This window comes from Halomonas llamarensis (assembly GCF_023555005.1).
Classification (GTDB): domain Bacteria; phylum Pseudomonadota; class Gammaproteobacteria; order Pseudomonadales; family Halomonadaceae; genus Vreelandella; species Vreelandella llamarensis.
Window position 1 is genome coordinate 39,475 of the sequence record NZ_JAMJPJ010000022.1, and the last position, 15,527, is coordinate 55,001.

At 53.5% G+C, this 15,527-nt stretch carries 15 protein-coding genes and 1 pseudogene; 8 read left to right on the forward strand and 8 right to left on the reverse strand.

From position 1 onward, the window contains the following. Positions 1-11 precede the first annotated feature (11 nt). Both M8006_RS12605 and M8006_RS12610 read left to right on the forward strand, forming a co-directional pair. Positions 12-698 (forward strand): YiaD family glycine zipper/OmpA-like lipoprotein, encoded by a 687-nt coding sequence (locus M8006_RS12605; RefSeq protein WP_250082722.1) that lies wholly within the window; start codon positions 12-14, stop codon positions 696-698. Between the two features lie 141 nt (positions 699-839). After that, positions 840-1,685 (forward strand): 23S rRNA (adenine(2030)-N(6))-methyltransferase RlmJ, encoded by an 846-nt coding sequence (locus M8006_RS12610; RefSeq protein WP_250082723.1) that lies wholly within the window; start codon positions 840-842, stop codon positions 1,683-1,685. A gap of 19 nt (positions 1,686-1,704) precedes the next feature. Here the strand turns inward: M8006_RS12610 and mnmE are convergent, their stop codons facing one another. From mnmE to rpmH, 4 genes are all read right to left on the reverse strand, one after another. Next, positions 1,705-3,075 (reverse strand): tRNA uridine-5-carboxymethylaminomethyl(34) synthesis GTPase MnmE, encoded by a 1,371-nt coding sequence (mnmE, locus tag M8006_RS12615; RefSeq protein WP_250082725.1) that lies wholly within the window; start codon positions 3,073-3,075, stop codon positions 1,705-1,707. A gap of 101 nt (positions 3,076-3,176) precedes the next feature. After that, a complete protein-coding gene (yidC, locus tag M8006_RS12620) occupies positions 3,177-4,874 on the reverse strand; it encodes a membrane protein insertase YidC (protein WP_250082727.1) in 1,698 nt (565 codons plus the stop codon). A gap of 117 nt (positions 4,875-4,991) precedes the next feature. Next, positions 4,992-5,357, reverse strand: a complete 366-nt coding sequence (gene rnpA / locus M8006_RS12625) for a ribonuclease P protein component (protein WP_250082729.1) — start codon at positions 5,355-5,357, stop codon at positions 4,992-4,994. Positions 5,358-5,370: 13 nt separating this feature from the next. Next, on the reverse strand, positions 5,371-5,505 hold the full coding sequence (gene rpmH / locus M8006_RS12630; protein ID WP_009101657.1) for a 50S ribosomal protein L34: 135 nt from the start codon (positions 5,503-5,505) through the stop codon (positions 5,371-5,373). Positions 5,506-6,028: 523 nt separating this feature from the next. Here rpmH and dnaA point away from each other — a divergent pair. The 4 genes from dnaA (at position 6,029) to gyrB (ending at position 12,404) form a co-directional block, all read left to right on the forward strand. Further along, positions 6,029-7,495, forward strand: a complete 1,467-nt coding sequence (gene dnaA / locus M8006_RS12635) for a chromosomal replication initiator protein DnaA (protein ID WP_250082730.1) — start codon at positions 6,029-6,031, stop codon at positions 7,493-7,495. Between the two features lie 71 nt (positions 7,496-7,566). Then, positions 7,567-8,670, forward strand: coding sequence for a DNA polymerase III subunit beta (dnaN, locus tag M8006_RS12640; RefSeq protein ID WP_250082732.1), 1,104 nt, complete (start codon positions 7,567-7,569; stop codon positions 8,668-8,670). Positions 8,671-8,770: 100 nt separating this feature from the next. Continuing rightward, positions 8,771-9,910: a DNA replication/repair protein RecF gene (gene recF / locus M8006_RS12645; RefSeq protein WP_250082734.1), complete on the forward strand. Its 1,140-nt coding sequence runs from the start codon at positions 8,771-8,773 to the stop codon at positions 9,908-9,910. Positions 9,911-9,983: 73 nt separating this feature from the next. Beyond that, on the forward strand, positions 9,984-12,404 hold the full coding sequence (gene gyrB / locus M8006_RS12650; RefSeq protein ID WP_250082736.1) for a DNA topoisomerase (ATP-hydrolyzing) subunit B: 2,421 nt from the start codon (positions 9,984-9,986) through the stop codon (positions 12,402-12,404). Between the two features lie 80 nt (positions 12,405-12,484). Here the strand turns inward: gyrB and gmhB are convergent, their stop codons facing one another. Further along, entirely contained in the window at positions 12,485-13,051 is a 567-nt protein-coding gene (gene gmhB, locus M8006_RS12655) for a D-glycero-beta-D-manno-heptose 1,7-bisphosphate 7-phosphatase (RefSeq protein WP_250082738.1), read from the reverse strand. Between the two features lie 353 nt (positions 13,052-13,404). Between gmhB and M8006_RS18410 the strand changes: the two genes are divergently transcribed. Continuing rightward, the gene (locus tag M8006_RS18410; RefSeq protein ID WP_430886828.1) at positions 13,405-13,542 is read left to right on the forward strand and encodes a transposase family protein; all 138 of its coding nucleotides are present in this window, start codon (positions 13,405-13,407) and stop codon (positions 13,540-13,542) included. A 51-nt stretch (positions 13,543-13,593) separates the two neighbouring features. Here M8006_RS18410 and istB read toward each other — a convergent pair whose 3' ends face one another. Together istB and M8006_RS12665 are read right to left on the reverse strand one after the other, a co-directional pair. After that, positions 13,594-14,121 carry an IS21-like element helper ATPase IstB gene (gene istB, locus M8006_RS12660; protein ID WP_284047047.1) on the reverse strand — a complete coding sequence of 176 codons (528 nt, stop codon included), beginning with the start codon at positions 14,119-14,121 and terminating at the stop codon, positions 13,594-13,596. A gap of 220 nt (positions 14,122-14,341) precedes the next feature. Further along, positions 14,342-14,833, reverse strand: a pseudogene (locus tag M8006_RS12665) (IS21-like element ISCARN89 family transposase); the annotation flags it as partial. A gap of 175 nt (positions 14,834-15,008) precedes the next feature. Here M8006_RS12665 and M8006_RS12670 point away from each other — a divergent pair. Continuing rightward, positions 15,009-15,227 (forward strand): hypothetical protein, encoded by a 219-nt coding sequence (locus M8006_RS12670; RefSeq protein ID WP_250082740.1) that lies wholly within the window; start codon positions 15,009-15,011, stop codon positions 15,225-15,227. 98 nt (positions 15,228-15,325) lie between these two features. Here M8006_RS12670 and M8006_RS12675 read toward each other — a convergent pair. Next, a partial coding sequence (locus tag M8006_RS12675) for a hypothetical protein (RefSeq protein WP_250082742.1) occupies positions 15,326-15,527 on the reverse strand: 202 nt, incomplete at its 5' end.

Consider the following 15,527-nt stretch of genomic DNA (forward strand, 5'->3'; position numbering starts at 1 on the left):
AGGAGTGAGTGATGCGTTTTTATCGTCTTTTAACGCCGATTGCGGCCGCTTTATTGGTGGCGGGTTGCGCCACCAATGACCCCTACGGTGGGCAAACGCAGCGCTCTAGCACCGCAACGGGTACCGGCATTGGTGCCGCTGTTGGTGCGGTTGCCGGGGCCCTTTCGGGTGATGGCAGCACCAGCCGCCGTGACCGTGCGCTTATTGGTGCCGCTGTTGGCGCGGCAGCCGGTGCTGGCGTAGGTGCTTATATGGATCGCCAAGAGAATCAACTGCGCGATAGCTTACAAGGCTCGCGTATCGAAATTGACCGCCGTGGTGACGAAATTGTGCTCAACATGCCAAGCAGCGTGACCTTTGGCTTTGATTCCAGTGAGCTAACCTCACAAGCACGCAGTTCGCTCAACGACGTATCTAACGTGCTGCGTGAATACACCGATACGCGCGTCAATGTTGCTGGTCACACCGATAGCACGGGCAATGCTAATTATAATCAACGCTTATCCGAGCGTCGCGCCCAAGCCGTGGGTGGCTATCTTAGCCAAACCGGGGTTTCATCCACACGCTTAAACATGATGGGTTACGGCGAGGACCAGCCTGTTGCCAGCAATAACACAGAGCAAGGACGCGCGCAGAACCGCCGTGTTGAGATTACCCTCACGCCGACGGAAGGCGCCCAGGACTATCAGGCTCAGTAATGATTAGTCTCAGTAACACGTATTAGCGCAATAAAACGATCCACAGCCGGTTACACTAAGCGGTTGTTAATAAGTGTTTAAACTTCAGCCCGCTACTTTTTGGCGGGCTTTTCTTTGGTTTTATTAATTTTTTAGGGTCACATGCTTTCTTATCAGCACGCCTACCATGCCGGTAATTTTGCCGATGTGCATAAGCATTTAACGTTATTTGCCGTCGTTGATTATTTATTACGTAAAAAAACATCCATTACATATATCGATACGCACGCCGGTCGTGGTGTTTATCCTCTTGTATCCAAAGAGAGCCAACGCTTGCAGGAGTATCGCGAAGGCGTTGAGAAACTCTGGCAAGCCAAGCGTACCCTTAACGACCCGCTTTTGCGGCAGTGGTGCGATGCCCTATCTTCCCTTCAACCCTCATCCGCGGCGATAACGCACTACCCAGGCTCGCCGTGGTGGTTGCATCAGCGTTTACGCGGGCAGGATACGCTGCAGCTTTTTGAGCTCCATCCCGGTGAGCACCGCTACCTAGAAGACCAAAGACTGAGTGAGAACGCCACGCGCACCTATGGTGATGGCCTGGCCGGTTTGACGCAGCGCTTGCCCGTGGCGACCCCACGGCTATGCGTGCTGATTGATCCCAGTTACGAACGTAAAGGCGAGTATCAAGAGGTTGTTGAGGCGGTGGTGCAGGCAATGAAAAAAGCGCGCCACGCCGTCGTCATGATTTGGTACCCGCTGCTGCCGGCGGCGCACCACCACGCGTTGCTTGAGGGGCTTGCTGCCAGCGGTATACGCAAAATCTGGCATAGCGTGCTCTGCCTTCGCTCACCTGGCGAACAGCGCCACGGTATGTACGGCAGCGGCATGCTGGTGATTAATCCGCCCTGGGGGCTAGATGAGCGCCTTGCGGCGGCTATGCGCGAAATGACGCCACTTTTAGGGCCATACTGCCACTACCGCGCCGACTGGTTGGTAGGGGAATAGCTGCGTGGGGCTAAAGGCATTATTTGCCGATGCAGAAGCTGCCAAAAATCTCACCGAGGAGATCATCGGCGCTAAATTCACCGGTAATTTCGCCTAACGCTTGTTGCGCGTCGCGCAGGTCTTCGGCAAGGAGCTCACCGGCGCCGAAGCCGTCTAACTGCGTTCGGCCCGCTTCTAGCGCAGCGTGCGCGCGGTCGAGGGCATCGAGGTGGCGGCGGCGGGCGGAGAAGCGTCCTTCGGTGGTTGCGGAAAACCCCATGATCTCTTTGAGGTGTGTTTTTAGCTTATCCACACCCTCGCCGGTTTTTGCCGAAAGCCGCAGCGTTGGATGCGCTGTGGATACGTCGATTTCTGCGGGTTCTTCGCTGGTATCGATTTTGTTGCGCACTAGCGTTAGGCGCCCGCGGTCTGGCAAGCGTTCGACAAATTCCGGCCAAATCGCCATTGGATCGGTGGCGTCTGTGGTGGTGGCATCAACGAGCAGCAGCACACGGTCAGCCTTTTCGATCTCCGCCCAGGCGCGGGCGACGCCGATTTTCTCCACCGCATCTGGCGTATCGCGCAGCCCTGCGGTATCAATGATGTGCAGCGGCATTCCGTCGATGTGAATATGTTCACGCAGCACGTCGCGGGTGGTGCCAGCAATATCGGTCACAATCGCGGTTTCCTGCTCGGTAAGCGCGTTTAACAGACTTGATTTACCCGCGTTGGGGCGACCCGCGATGACCACGCTCATGCCTTCACGCATGAGCGCACCCTGACCTGCGGCGGCGCGCACTTGAGTAAGCTCTTGCTCAACGCCGTTGAGCATGTTCGCGACGTTGCCATCGGCAAGAAAATCGATCTCTTCTTCGGGAAAATCGATCGCTGCTTCCACATAGATGCGCAGCTCAATTAGCCGCTGCACCAGTGCGTGAACCCGTTGAGAGAAATCCCCTTGCAACGAACGCACCGCATTTTCTGCCGCGGAGCGCGAGGTGGCGTCGATCAAATCCGCTATTGCCTCGGCCTGGGCAAGGTCGAGTTTGTCGTTTAAAAAGGCGCGCTCGGAGAACTCGCCGGGCCGCGCTAGGCGCGCGCCAAGCTGTACACAGCGCTCCAACAGCAGATCCATGATCACCGGGCCGCCGTGCCCCTGTAGCTCGAGTATGTCTTCGCCGGTAAAAGAGTTCGGCCCGGCAAAGAAGAGCGCAATTCCCTCGTCGATAATGTCGTTTTCACCGTTAAACGGCCCAAAGTGGGCGTAGCGCGGCCTGGGGCAGTGGCCGACAATCTCTTCGGCCAGCTGGCGGCTATCAGGGCCTGAAAGGCGAATAATTCCGACCCCGCCGCGCCCGGGTGGCGTGGCAAGCGCGGCAATGGTGTCAGCGGTATAGAGTCGTTCTGCCATGATGTTTTCCATGTTTTTCGCTGTATTGTGATTTCCTTCGCCCGCAAACGCCAGACCCCCGCACAAGGCGGGGGTCTGATTAACGTAAGCGAAGCGATTGGCTACTTGGTTCGCTTGCCTTTGCCGACGTTGGGATCATTCTCTATTTGGCGCGTAATAAGGTACTGCTGCGCCACTGAGATAATGTTGTTCACTACCCAGTAGATGACCAGCCCCGCCGGGAACCAAAGGAAGAAGAAGGTAAAGATAATTGGCAGCATCTTCATGATCTTCGCCTGCATCGGGTCTGGCGGTGTCGGGTTGAGCAATTGTTGCACGAACATCGACGCGCCCATCAGGATCGGCAGAATGAAGTACGGGTCTTTTATCGACAGATCCTGAATCCAGAACATGAACGGCGCATGGCGCAGCTCAACCGATTCCAGCAGCATCCAGTAGAGGGCGATAAAGACCGGCATCTGTACCAGAATGGGGAGACAGCCGCCGAGCGGATTGATCTTCTCTTTCTGGTAGAACTTCATCATCTCTTGCGACATTTTCTGACGGTCGTCGCCGTACTGCTCTTTGAGGCGCTGCATCTCTGGGCCGAGTTTTCGCATCCGCGCCATCGACTTGTAGGCTTTGGCCGAGAGCGGGAAAAGCACAAGCTTGACCAACACGGTTAGCAGTACGATCGACCAGCCCCAGTTGCCCACCACATCGTGGATTTTATCCAACAGCCAGAACAACGGGTTGGCGATGAACCACAGCCAGCCGTAATCCACGGTGAGCTCAAGATTCGGAGCGACTTGCTCCAGGTGGTCTTGAACCTTAGGCCCCATATAGAGCGTCGCGCCAAGCGTGGCTTCACTCTCTGGTGAGATCTGCTGAATCGGACCGGCAAACGCCGCGACGTTGCGATTACGTGAATCGGTGCTTGCATAGTAGAGGTTCTGCTGATCTTGCGGCGGCGCCCAGGCTGAGACGAAGTAGTGCTGAATCATCGCGACCCAGCCGCCTTCGGCCTCGCGGTTAGAAAACTCGCCGTTTTGGATCGTTTCGAAATCAACCTTCTGGTAGCGCTCTTCTGGCGTCGAATAGGCCGCCCCTAGATAGGAGTTCATGCCGATTGCCACGCCGCTCGATGGATCGGCGCTATTGTCGCGTGCTAACTGGCCGATAAAACGCGCGCTCACCGGTTCTTCAGTGTTGTTAGCGAGGTAATAGTTGACCTCAACCGCGTAGCTTCCGCGCTCAAACGTCAGCCGTTTGGTTATGTCAATGCCATTAATATCGGCACTAAGATCCACCGTTAGCTTTTCTTCACCGTCATGTAGCACGTACTTCGTTTTTTCTGGCGAGTAGGCAATACGATTTGCTTCATCATTAAGCTGGATACCTGAGCGTGCGACATAGCTGCGTAGCTGGTTGTCGGAGAGCAACACGTAATTGCGCTCAGCATTGAGGCTTAATTTATGCTGCGGTAACGCGGCATAGAGGATATCGCCGCCGAAAGGGTCGATACGCACATCAAGTACGTCGGTCGTGACGGCAATAAAGTCGCGGCTGTCCGTTTCACTTTCTTCAGCCGGCATGCTGTCGTCGATATCGCCCTGCTGAGTGCCGCTAGAGGGCACGCTAAGGCCGCCATCATCTTGCGTTGATTCTTGCGTTGCTTCTGGGGTCGAGCCGTTACGCTGTACGATTTCGGTGGAAGACGGCGTATCAACCGGCTGACTATAGTCCTGACTCCATTGAACAACCAAGAGGTAGGCTAAAACAGCCAATGGAATCAGTAGGATAAGTCGTTTTACGTCCATGAGGGTTCTGCCCGCTGGGTGGTGAACATGCTGATGGCGCAGTGTGATTTTACTCGACCTATGACACACAAAAGCCTGCCAAGCGGCAGGCCGAGGTCGAGCGGTAAAACGTAGCCGTCAAGCGTCACGTTGCGCTTCGCACTGCAGACGTTTCCACATGCCGTGTAGCTGGCGATGTAACGTTTCGTTATCGAGATCATCAACGCCTCGTCGTGCCAGAACCACGATATCAACCGCAGGTAACTGGTGTTGGCGTAAGCGAATAGATTCCCGTACGAGCCGTTTGAAACGGTTGCGTTGCACGGCAAGCTTCACATTCTTTTTGCTGACCACAAGCCCAAGTCGGGGATGCCCGAGAGTATTCCAGCGTGCTAGTGCCATCATACCCTTGCCATGAACTTTAAGATCAGCGTGTTCGAAAACGTGACGGAAATCCTCGGGGCTGAGTAGTCGTAAGCGCCGAGGATAGCCTTGACTGAGCACACGCAATCCGAAATCAGGCGCTCAGACGCTTGCGGCCTTTGGCACGACGGCGTGAGATCACGGCACGGCCGTTTTTGGTTGCCATACGAGCACGGAAACCATGCGCGCGCTTGCGCTTAAGAACGCTGGGTTGAAAAGTGCGTTTCATAACTCGTTATTCCCACGTGGTTTTTGGACAGAATGTCGATTTTAAGAGACCTAAACCAGCAGGCACTGGCATAGGGAGATCCAATTCAAGACCGGAAATTGTAGAGCCTTACCGCGATAGGTGCAATTTTTTTGTCGAGCCACCGTGATGGTGTTATGCGCCGTTATGCTTCGTTCTGATCAAAATGACACTGTAATTACTATAATAGTATTATTTAAATATAGCTGTTATTAATAGTGGGGATATGATTTGTGGATAAGTGGTTTTAATCATTTATTAACAATTATTTAGATGATTTAAAAATGTGTGGATAAGCGGTTATTTAACAGGGGAGTAGCTGTGGGAAAGCGGTGCAAAAGCAAGGATAAATCGCGGCTATTAAAAAGCCTACCATGCTTATTCAAGGGGTGTTTATGACTTGGTAAGAGGGTTATCCACAGAAAATATTTAGCGGTGCGCTGTGTGGATAACTGGCTTTTGGGGCGCTACAATGTTCGGCCGTTTTCAACCGAAGGTGAGTTGAGTGTCTCTCGCGCTATGGCAACAGTGTCTGGACTATCTACAGGACGAACTGAATTCACAGCAGTTCAATACCTGGATACGTCCCCTTCAAGCAGAGGAGGGGGAGTCCAACGAGCTGCGCTTGTTAGCGCCTAATCGCTTTGTACGCGATTGGGTGAGTGACAAGTATGCCAAGCGTATTAGCGAACTGATACGAGAGCTTGCGCCGAGCAAACCGCCAAAAGTGAGCTTAACGGTAGGTAGTCGCCGCGTAGCTGCTGCGCAACCCCAGCCGCGTGATCTTGGTAACCCGGTTTCCGCATCGCCGACACAACCGTCAGCACCGGCAGTGAGCACACCGCCGCGCGGCGATATCGCCGACGAGCGCGAGATTGATCAGCTGCGCGAAGAGCAGGCGTCAAGGCGCCCCAAGGAGCGCCAAGTTCAGGTAGAAGGGGGGCTGAAACACAATAGCGGCTTAAACCCCAATTTCACCTTCGACACGTTTGTAGAAGGTAAATCTAACCAGCTGGCGAGAGCCGCCTCGCGCCAAGTGTCAGAAAACCCCGGTGGGGCTTACAACCCGCTTTTCTTATACGGTGGCGTGGGTCTAGGTAAAACTCACTTAATGCACGCGGTAGGCAATGCGCTGGCCGTCCGGCGCGAGAATGCGCAGGTGGTGTACTTACACTCTGAACGCTTTGTTGCCGATATGGTGAAAGCCCTCCAGCTAAATGCGATTAACGACTTTAAGCGCTTTTATCGCAGTGTGGATGCGTTACTGATTGATGATATTCAGTTTTTCGCCGGTAAAGAGCGCTCTCAAGAGGAGTTTTTCCATACGTTCAATGCGCTGTTAGAGGGTGGGCAGCAAATGATCCTGACCTCTGACCGCTACCCCAAAGAGATTAGTGGCGTCGAAGAGCGCTTAAAATCTCGCTTTGGTTGGGGGTTGACCGTTGCCATTGAGCCACCAGAGCTTGAGACGCGCGTGGCCATTTTGATGAAAAAGGCCGAGCAGACCAAAGTGGATTTGCCTCACGATGCGGCCTTCTTTATCGCCCAAAAGATTCGTTCCAACGTGCGCGAGTTAGAAGGGGCGTTAAAGAAAGTAATCGCCGATTCCCACTTTATGGGCAAGCCAATCACCCAGGATTTTATCCGTGAATCACTAAAAGATTTGCTCGCGCTGCAAGATAAGCAGGTCGGTGTGGATAATATTCAGCGTACTGTGGCTGAGTATTACAAAATTAAAATTGCAGATTTGCTCTCCAAGCGGCGTTCGCGTTCGGTTGCTCGCCCACGGCAAGTGGCGATGGCGTTGGCCAAAGAGCTCACTAACCATAGCCTGCCGGAAATTGGTGATGCTTTCGGTGGGCGGGATCACACGACGGTATTGCACGCCTGCCGTAAAGTAAAAGCCTTGCAAGAAGAAAGCGCGGATATCCGTGAAGACTACAAGAACCTGCTGCGCTTACTGACTAGCTAATCACCGACTAAATCTGTTATCGATCTAATCTGTTATCGACAACCGTGTCACCGACTATTTTTGGAGCGCCGATGAAATTTTCCATTTCCCGTGAGGCACTGCTGCGTCCGCTAACATTGGTGGCCGGGGTGGTCGAGCGCCGACAAACGCTTCCCGTGCTCTCTAATGTGCTGATCGAAATCGAAGGCGATCAAGTCGCCCTTACCGGCACGGATTTAGAAGTTGAGCTGGTGGGACGTACGGTGGCCAGTCACGTTGAGCAGGAAGGGGCAGCGACTGTACCGGCACGTAAGCTGATGGATATTTGTAAATCGCTGCCGGAGCAGGCCGAAATACAGCTAGCGGTAGAAGAAGGACGTGCGGTGCTTCGCAGTGGTCGCTCACGTTTTACGCTGTCGACGTTGCCGGTAGCCGAGTTTCCTAACATTGAAGATAACGAAGGCAGCCAAGAGCTTAGCGTTCCGCGGGGTACGCTGAAACATCTGATTGAGTCGACGTCTTTTGCGATGGCGCAGCAGGATGTGCGCTACTATCTCAACGGCATGCTGTTGGAAATCCAAAGCAATTTGTTACGCGCTGTAGCCACTGATGGTCACCGCTTATCGATGTGTTCGCGCTCAGTCGAGGTGACCGTTGAGCAGCCACACAAGCTGATTGTGCCACGCAAAGGAATCCTTGAGCTTGCACGCCTCTTGGACGATAGCGATGAGCCAGTGAGCTTAACGCTAGGTTCTACGCATATCCGTGCGCATACCGGCGATTTCACCTTCACGTCTAAGCTAATCGACGGCAAATTTCCGGATTACGAGCGTGTTGTACCGCGCAACGGCGACAGAGTGTTATTGGCAGAGCGTGCCGCGTTACGTCAAGTGCTATCGCGTACGGCGATTCTATCTAACGAAAAGTACCGGGGTGTTCGGCTTTATCTAGAGCCTAACAACTTAAAGGTAATGGCCAATAATCCCGAGCAAGAAGAAGCCGAGGAAAATATTGCCGTCGAATATAACGGACCCTCGATGGAGATTGGTTTTAACGTGGGTTATCTCGTTGATGTGCTAACGGTGCTTGATGAAGAGCGTATGCAGATGACGTTCGCCGACCCCAACAGTAGCGCGCTAATGGAAGAGCCCGGTGGAGGGGATGCGCTATACGTTGTGATGCCCATGCGGTTATAAGTACTCAACTCATTAACGTGATGCTGGATTCGAATATTGTTATGGCGGTGTCTCTTGTTTTAGAAGGGACGCCGCCTTCGTGTATTTATTGGCAGCGGCAATGAGTATTGAGCTGTTAAATTTTCAGGGGCTGCGAAACCTTGCGCCGGTTACGATGGCACCTTGCGCACGTATTAACGTGATTAGTGGTCTCAATGGTAGCGGCAAAACGAGCCTGCTTGAAGGTATTCATATTCTGGGGATGGGGCGTTCGTTTAGAACGCGTCAGCTCAAGCATGCGATTCAGCAGGACACGGCACAGATGACGTTGTTTGCGCGTTTATCCGGGGACCCCCCAAGCACCCTTGGCGTGCGCCGCTTGCGCGACCAGCGTGAGCTGGAGCTACGCTTAAAAGGCAATAAAAATACCCGCCTGGCCGAGCTTGCAGAAACATTGCCGCTTCAGTTGATTAACCCTGATGCGTTTCGGTTGCTTGAAGGTTCGCCCGCGGGCCGGCGTGAATTTCTCGATTGGGGTGTGTTTCACGTGAAACATGACTTCCTAACGCTGTGGAAGCGGGCGCGTCGGGCGTTGAAACATCGGAATGCCCTTCTTAGGCGTGGTAGAATAGCCCCTTATGAGCTGGACGTTTGGGAGCATGAGCTAGCCAATAGTGGTGAGCTGATGGATCAACGGCGGCGAGAGTGGTTTAGCGCATTTTTACCCGTTTTTGAAGACACGCTTTCGACGCTGCTGCCGATGAAAGGGTTAACACTTCACTACGCACGCGGTTGGGATAAAAAGCGCGCTTTGGCCGACGTATTGACATCAAGCCGCCCAACCGATCAGCAAATGGGGTTTACCCAGCAAGGGCCGCAGCGCGCGGATTTGCGGATTAAAATCCACAAGCAACCGGCAATCGAGGTGCTTTCCAGAGGTCAACAGAAACTTGTTGTGAGCGCGTTGAAGCTTGCTCAAGGGCGATTTTTGGAAAGCAGCGTCAATCGGCACTGCGTGTATTTAATTGATGATTTGCCCGCTGAGCTTGATGAAAAGCATCGCCAGCGGTTTTGCGAACTTCTTGAAGCGATGCAGTGCCAAGCATTTATTACCAGCGTCGAACCGACCGCCTTAAATAACCGATGGCTTTCTGGCACCACGGTGCAAATGTTTCACGTGAAACATATTGAACAGGAAAACGCGTTGGCAGGAGAAAGCCTGTCGACGCTAAGTCAACTGGTGAGCGATAGCACATTGTGACTCAGTGTTGACAACGGTGTCAGATAAACAAGGCGATACGGACAAATAGACTTCACGATGGAGTGATTAGTCAATGAGCGAGCAAGCTTACGATTCATCAAGCATTAAGGTGCTCAAAGGGCTGGACGCAGTGCGTAAGCGTCCTGGCATGTATATCGGTGATACCGACGACGGCACCGGGCTACACCACATGGTGTTTGAGCTGGTGGATAACTCCATCGATGAAGCGCTGGCAGGTCAGTGCAGTGAAATTCGCGTGATTATTCACCCAGATGAAACAGTCACGGTGACTGATAACGGTCGCGGTGTTCCGACCGAGCTGCACGAAGAAGAAGGCGTTTCCGCAGCTGAAGTGATTATGACCGTGCTGCACGCAGGCGGTAAGTTTGATGATAACTCGTATAAAGTCTCCGGCGGCTTGCACGGGGTGGGCGTTTCCGTGGTTAACGCACTTTCAGAAGAGCTGCGCCTAACGATTTGGCGCCAAGGCGACGTGTTTGAGCAGGTGTATCGCCATGGCGTACCACAAGCGCCTCTTTCCGTTGTAGGGCAAACCGAGCAAAGCGGTACCAAGGTGCACTTTCGCCCATCGACTGAAACCTTTGCCAATATCGAGTTTCACTACGACATTTTGGCTAAGCGCCTGCGGGAACTGTCGTTTTTAAATTCGGGCGTTGCGATTCGCCTAACAGATGAACGCAGCGGAAGAGAGGAGCTTTTTCATTACGAGGGTGGCCTTAAAGCTTTTGTTAATCACCTCAATAAGAACAAAACCGTATTGAATCCGGTATTTCATTTCAACGCCATACGTGAAGATGGGGTTGAAGTTGAGGTGGCGATGCAGTGGAGCGATGCCTTCACTGAAAACATCTTCTGTTATACCAACAACATTCCTCAGCGTGACGGCGGTGCTCACTTAGCGGGCTTTCGTGCGTCGCTGACCCGCACCCTTAACCACTATATCGAAGCGGAAGGGCTGCTGAAAAAAGCTAAGGTGAGTACGGCGGGTGATGACGCGCGGGAAGGCTTGACGGCGATTATCTCCGTCAAAGTACCTGATCCGAAATTTTCTTCGCAGACCAAAGACAAGCTTGTCTCCAGCGAGGTAAAAACCGCTGTTGAACAGGAAATGGGGCGTCTGTTTTCGGATTACTTGATCGAGAAGCCGAATGAGGCCAAAGCGATCGTCAACAAAATGCTGGATGCGGCACGCGCACGTGAAGCGGCGCGTAAAGCGCGCGATATGACGCGACGCAAAGGCGCACTAGACATCGCCGGGCTGCCGGGTAAGCTTGCCGACTGCCAGGAGAAAGATCCAAGCCTTTCAGAAATTTATTTAGTGGAGGGTGATTCAGCTGGCGGCAGTGCGAAGCAGGGGCGCGACCGTCGCACTCAGGCGATCTTACCGCTCAAGGGTAAAATCTTGAACGTTGAGAAAGCCCGCTTTGATAAAATGCTCTCTTCTGCGGAGGTGGGTACGTTAATCACCGCGCTAGGTTGCGGTATTGGTCGTGAAGAGTTCAACCCGGATAAGCTGCGCTATCACTCGATCATCATCATGACCGATGCGGACGTTGACGGTTCGCACATCCGCACGTTGCTGCTGACGTTTTTCTTCCGTCAGATGCCGGAGCTGATTGAGCGGGGTCACGTGTTCATTGCCCAGCCACCGCTTTATAAGATTAAGCGCGGCAAGCAGGAGCTCTATCTTAAAGATGAGCAGGCGATGGTGGATTACTTGACCACCACCGCGCTTGATGGTGCGCGTCTCTATGTGAATGCCGATGCGCCGGGTATTTCCGGTTCGCAGCTGGAAGCGTTGGTGAATCAATACCGCAACGTCATGAAGCGCATTGACCGGTTATCGCGCGTTTATCCTATCGAAGTGCTTAAGCAGGTAGTGCACGCGTCGCGTCTAGACGGTGAAGTTAGCCTGAAAGATCGCGTGACCATGCAAAACTGGATCGATGAGCTGCAAAAAGCCATGGATGATCAGGTCGCTTATGAAGGTGGCCCGCGCTATCACTTCCACCTCAAAGAAGATTACGAGCGTGGTTTGCTACTTCCTGCCGTATCACTTATTGCTCACGGGGTGACCACGGATTATACGTGGGGACTGGATTTCTTCGAGAGCTTAGATTATCCCGCAATGGTGGCGTTAGGTGAGACCCTAGACGGCTTGCTAGAAGAGGGCGCCCACATTGCTCGAGGTGAGCGCCAGAAGTCGGTATCCACGTTTGCCGATGTGCTGCAGTGGTTGATGCAAGAGGGCCAGCGAGGCCTTTCCGTGCAGCGTTACAAAGGGTTGGGTGAGATGAATCCTGATCAGCTCTGGGATACCACCATGGACCCAGAGACGCGGCGTATGCTGCGCGTCAATATCGAAGACGCCGTTGCCGCTGATATGATGTTCAATACCTTAATGGGCGATGAGGTAGAGCCGCGCCGAGACTTTATTGAATCTAATGCGCTGGTTGCGAACCTCGATATTTAAATGACAGCTTAAGTGTTTCACGTGAAACATTTGTCATTGAAACAACGGGTACAAGGCTTACAGCCTTGTACCCGTTCAATTTAGGACACAGGATTTTCGTTAATTAGCCAGTCTGCAAAAGCGCTTAGATCATCAAATACCTGCGCTTTTTCTAAACCTATTCCCTTCGCTTCGGTTTTTTGGCCTTTCCCCGTTCTGACCAATATCGAGTGGCAGCCCACCGCTTCACCCGCTTGCAAATCGCGTAAGCTATCGCCAACCATCCAGCTTCCTTCTAGTGTTTTGCGTCCAAGTTTTTTCTGGATGTCCTCAAGTAACCCTGGCAGTGGCTTACGGCAGTGACAGATATCATCGGGACCATGGGGACAGTAAGCAATATGAGCAATCTCACCGCCTGCGTTGCTGACAAGCTTTTGTAAGCGCTTATGCATCGTCCCAAGCGTCTTTTCATCGTAATAGCCGCGTGCAATGCCCGATTGGTTAGTTGCCACGGCAAGGGTGTAGCCTGCTTTATATAACCGAGCCATAGCGTCAATAGCACTAGGATAGGGGATCCATTCTGCGAGTGATTTGATATAAGCATCAGAGTCTTGATTGATGACGCCGTCACGGTCGAGAATGATTAAGCGTTCGGGAAGTAAAGACATTGAGGGTCTCGGACAGTCAGATAACGTCAATCAATTATATATGTTTCACGTGAAACATCCTTTGATAAGCCCAGGGTAAACAGAGATCACACTGGTCACTCTACGTTTTTCGGAAAGTGACCTTGCTGAAAGACGTCAGGGATCAATGGTTCGGACAGTTTTAAAGAAAGCCTGATGCTCAGATAATAGGGTCTCTGACAACACCACGACCCGAGCACAGGCTTTCACGGAAGTAGTCAACACGGTCTTGTAGCAGATGTCCAGTCTCAAAAAAGCAGGGCTCCCGAATAATCGGTTTCGTATAGACAGGTAGTTACGTAACCTACCTCATCTTCAACAAGATGAGGTGTGATATGTCTTCGGATCTGATTCCCCATCTATCGCTCATCAAGGACTCTTGCGCCGACAAAAACAAGCCATACCCCTTGGAAGAGATTCTACTGCTGTGCATCTGTGCTGTCATGAGTGGCGCCGATGGGTGGTATCAATAGCCATCAGAATTAACCACCTAGCGGTCATTAATTTTGACCCACCCGTGATCGTCAGCTGAGCGTCTTCTGCTTCAGCCGGTAGCTTTCCCCGCCGAGCAGGTAGAGAGGCGAGTGGTGGATGATCCGATCGACGATCGGCACCGCCACGTTGTCATCGTGGAAGAACTCCCCCCAGCTGGTGAAGTCCTTGTTGGTGGTGATGATCAGCGACCGGTGCTCGTAGAACCGGTTGATCAACTGGAACAACGCGTAGCGCGCCTGACGGCCCATTGGCAAGTACCCCAGCTCGTCGATTACCAGGGTGTCTACCTTGGCGAGCCTGTGGAGCGCCTTCTTCAGCTCGCCCTTCATCTCGGCGATTTCCAGTTCCTCGACCAGATCCAGCGCATTGCGGAATAGTACTCGGTAACACGCCTCGATAGCCTTCTGGCCGATCCCGATGGCTAGGTGGGTCTTGCCCACGCCCGGTGGCCCGATGAACACCAGGTTCTCGCGGTTGTCGAGGAAGGCGAAGTCGAGCAGGGCGTTAACCTGACGCTTGGTGATGGTGGTCTGGTGCCGATAGTCGAAGCCTTCCAACCGCTTGTCGCTGGGTAAGCTGGCCTGGCGCCTTGGCCAGTCGGGCCGCTTCCAGGCGTGTTTTCAGACCACTGGCGGTGAGGCACTCGCGGGTGACCCAGTCGCCGATCAGCGCCAGGTCAAGCGCCGCTTTGTTCGCCTTCCAGTAACTTCCTCGCCCCCTCCCCCTGCAGCTGCTCCTTGTAATGGCGCGGCATGGCGTCGCGCAGGCGAGCGCAGAGCTGACGCCGACGTAGGAAAGGCGCGAGTAGGAAAGCACGAACACCACGAAGTAGACCGTGCGCGGCTCGCCACCGATCTGAACCTCACGCAGTTCACCGGGATCCACCTGACACTGCAGGCCGGGCATCATGTCGAGTACCGGTTCGTAATAGCGGCGCTGACGACTGACGACTGACGACTGACGATGGGGGTGGGCGTAGCGGCGCAGGGAGCGCTCGGACACGTACAGTTCCCCGACCTTCTCACGCAACTTGCGGGCGACCTTGACGCTGCTCAGGCGCGGGAAGGTGCGCAGCAGATAGGCGATGTAGTCACGGTGAGCATCAAGTTTCTTCTCCCGCTCCCGGTTCGACTGGGCCGCCTCTATCGCCGCCATGTCCTGGCGCAGATACTTATGCATGGTGTTGCGGGAGATGCCCAGCGCATGGCCGATGACACGGATGGACAGCCCCTGTCCGTCGTCATGTAGTGCTTTGATCTTGTGAATCATTCCCCAGTCCTTCACGTCTCCGTCCCGACTCTTGGCTGAGTCGACACGGTAGGTGGATGGTGGCAGCAGTGCTACCTCGGGGTGGGCCAACAGCGTTGGCCATTACAGGGTCAGTTTACTTGGCCACTAACAGGTGGGCTTTGGTGACGTAAGTCGATTCACGCTAGCAGGCAACATGAACGAGACGCAGGTGTATACCGCTATTGTGAACAGCGCGCATTTCAAACGCGATCTGCGGGTGGTGTATTTAGTCAAGCGTTGTGGCAGCAAGGTGGAAACCGACTTGGTGTTTTCGACGGATACGTCGCTGGACGCCATGACATTAGTGACGTACGACAAGGCGCGTTTCCAGATTGGTTTCTGTTTCGCGATGCCAAGCAGTTTCTGGGGTTGAACGACTGTCAGGCACGCAAGGAAAAGGCGCTGCACTTCCATTTCAACGCGTCAATGACCGCGCTGAACTTACTCAAGCTTGAAGATCGGCAGCATTAATCAGGCGATAGGCGAGTGATTGCTATCGCCCGCTGGAAAACCCGAAAAGCCAACGCGCATCTGCCAAAACGCTTTGAGATATAGTCGGATGTTGTGTATGGAGGACAGAAGGAAGGGTGGCGTATCCTGTTGATTGATCACGACCAAGATTTCAACCAACACAAATGGATACGCCATGACAGATTCTACCCTCCAAGCCATG

What these genes read in the sequence shown, in the direction of transcription:
- M8006_RS12605 (WP_250082722.1), top strand. Translation starts at nt 12, where the DNA reads ATGCGTTTTTATCGTCTTTTAACGCCGATTGCGGCCGCTTTATTGGTG.
- M8006_RS12610 (WP_250082723.1), top strand. Translation starts at nt 840, where the DNA reads ATGCTTTCTTATCAGCACGCCTACCATGCCGGTAATTTTGCCGATGTG.
- mnmE (WP_250082725.1), bottom strand. Translation starts at nt 3,075, where the DNA reads ATGGCAGAACGACTCTATACCGCTGACACCATTGCCGCGCTTGCCACG.
- yidC (WP_250082727.1), bottom strand. Translation starts at nt 4,874, where the DNA reads ATGGACGTAAAACGACTTATCCTACTGATTCCATTGGCTGTTTTAGCC.
- rpmH (WP_009101657.1), bottom strand. Translation starts at nt 5,505, where the DNA reads ATGAAACGCACTTTTCAACCCAGCGTTCTTAAGCGCAAGCGCGCGCAT.
- dnaN (WP_250082732.1), top strand. Translation starts at nt 7,567, where the DNA reads ATGAAATTTTCCATTTCCCGTGAGGCACTGCTGCGTCCGCTAACATTG.
- recF (WP_250082734.1), top strand. Translation starts at nt 8,771, where the DNA reads ATGAGTATTGAGCTGTTAAATTTTCAGGGGCTGCGAAACCTTGCGCCG.
- gyrB (WP_250082736.1), top strand. Translation starts at nt 9,984, where the DNA reads ATGAGCGAGCAAGCTTACGATTCATCAAGCATTAAGGTGCTCAAAGGG.
- gmhB (WP_250082738.1), bottom strand. Translation starts at nt 13,051, where the DNA reads ATGTCTTTACTTCCCGAACGCTTAATCATTCTCGACCGTGACGGCGTC.
- M8006_RS18410 (WP_430886828.1), top strand. Translation starts at nt 13,405, where the DNA reads ATGTCTTCGGATCTGATTCCCCATCTATCGCTCATCAAGGACTCTTGC.
- M8006_RS12670 (WP_250082740.1), top strand. Translation starts at nt 15,009, where the DNA reads ATGAACGAGACGCAGGTGTATACCGCTATTGTGAACAGCGCGCATTTC.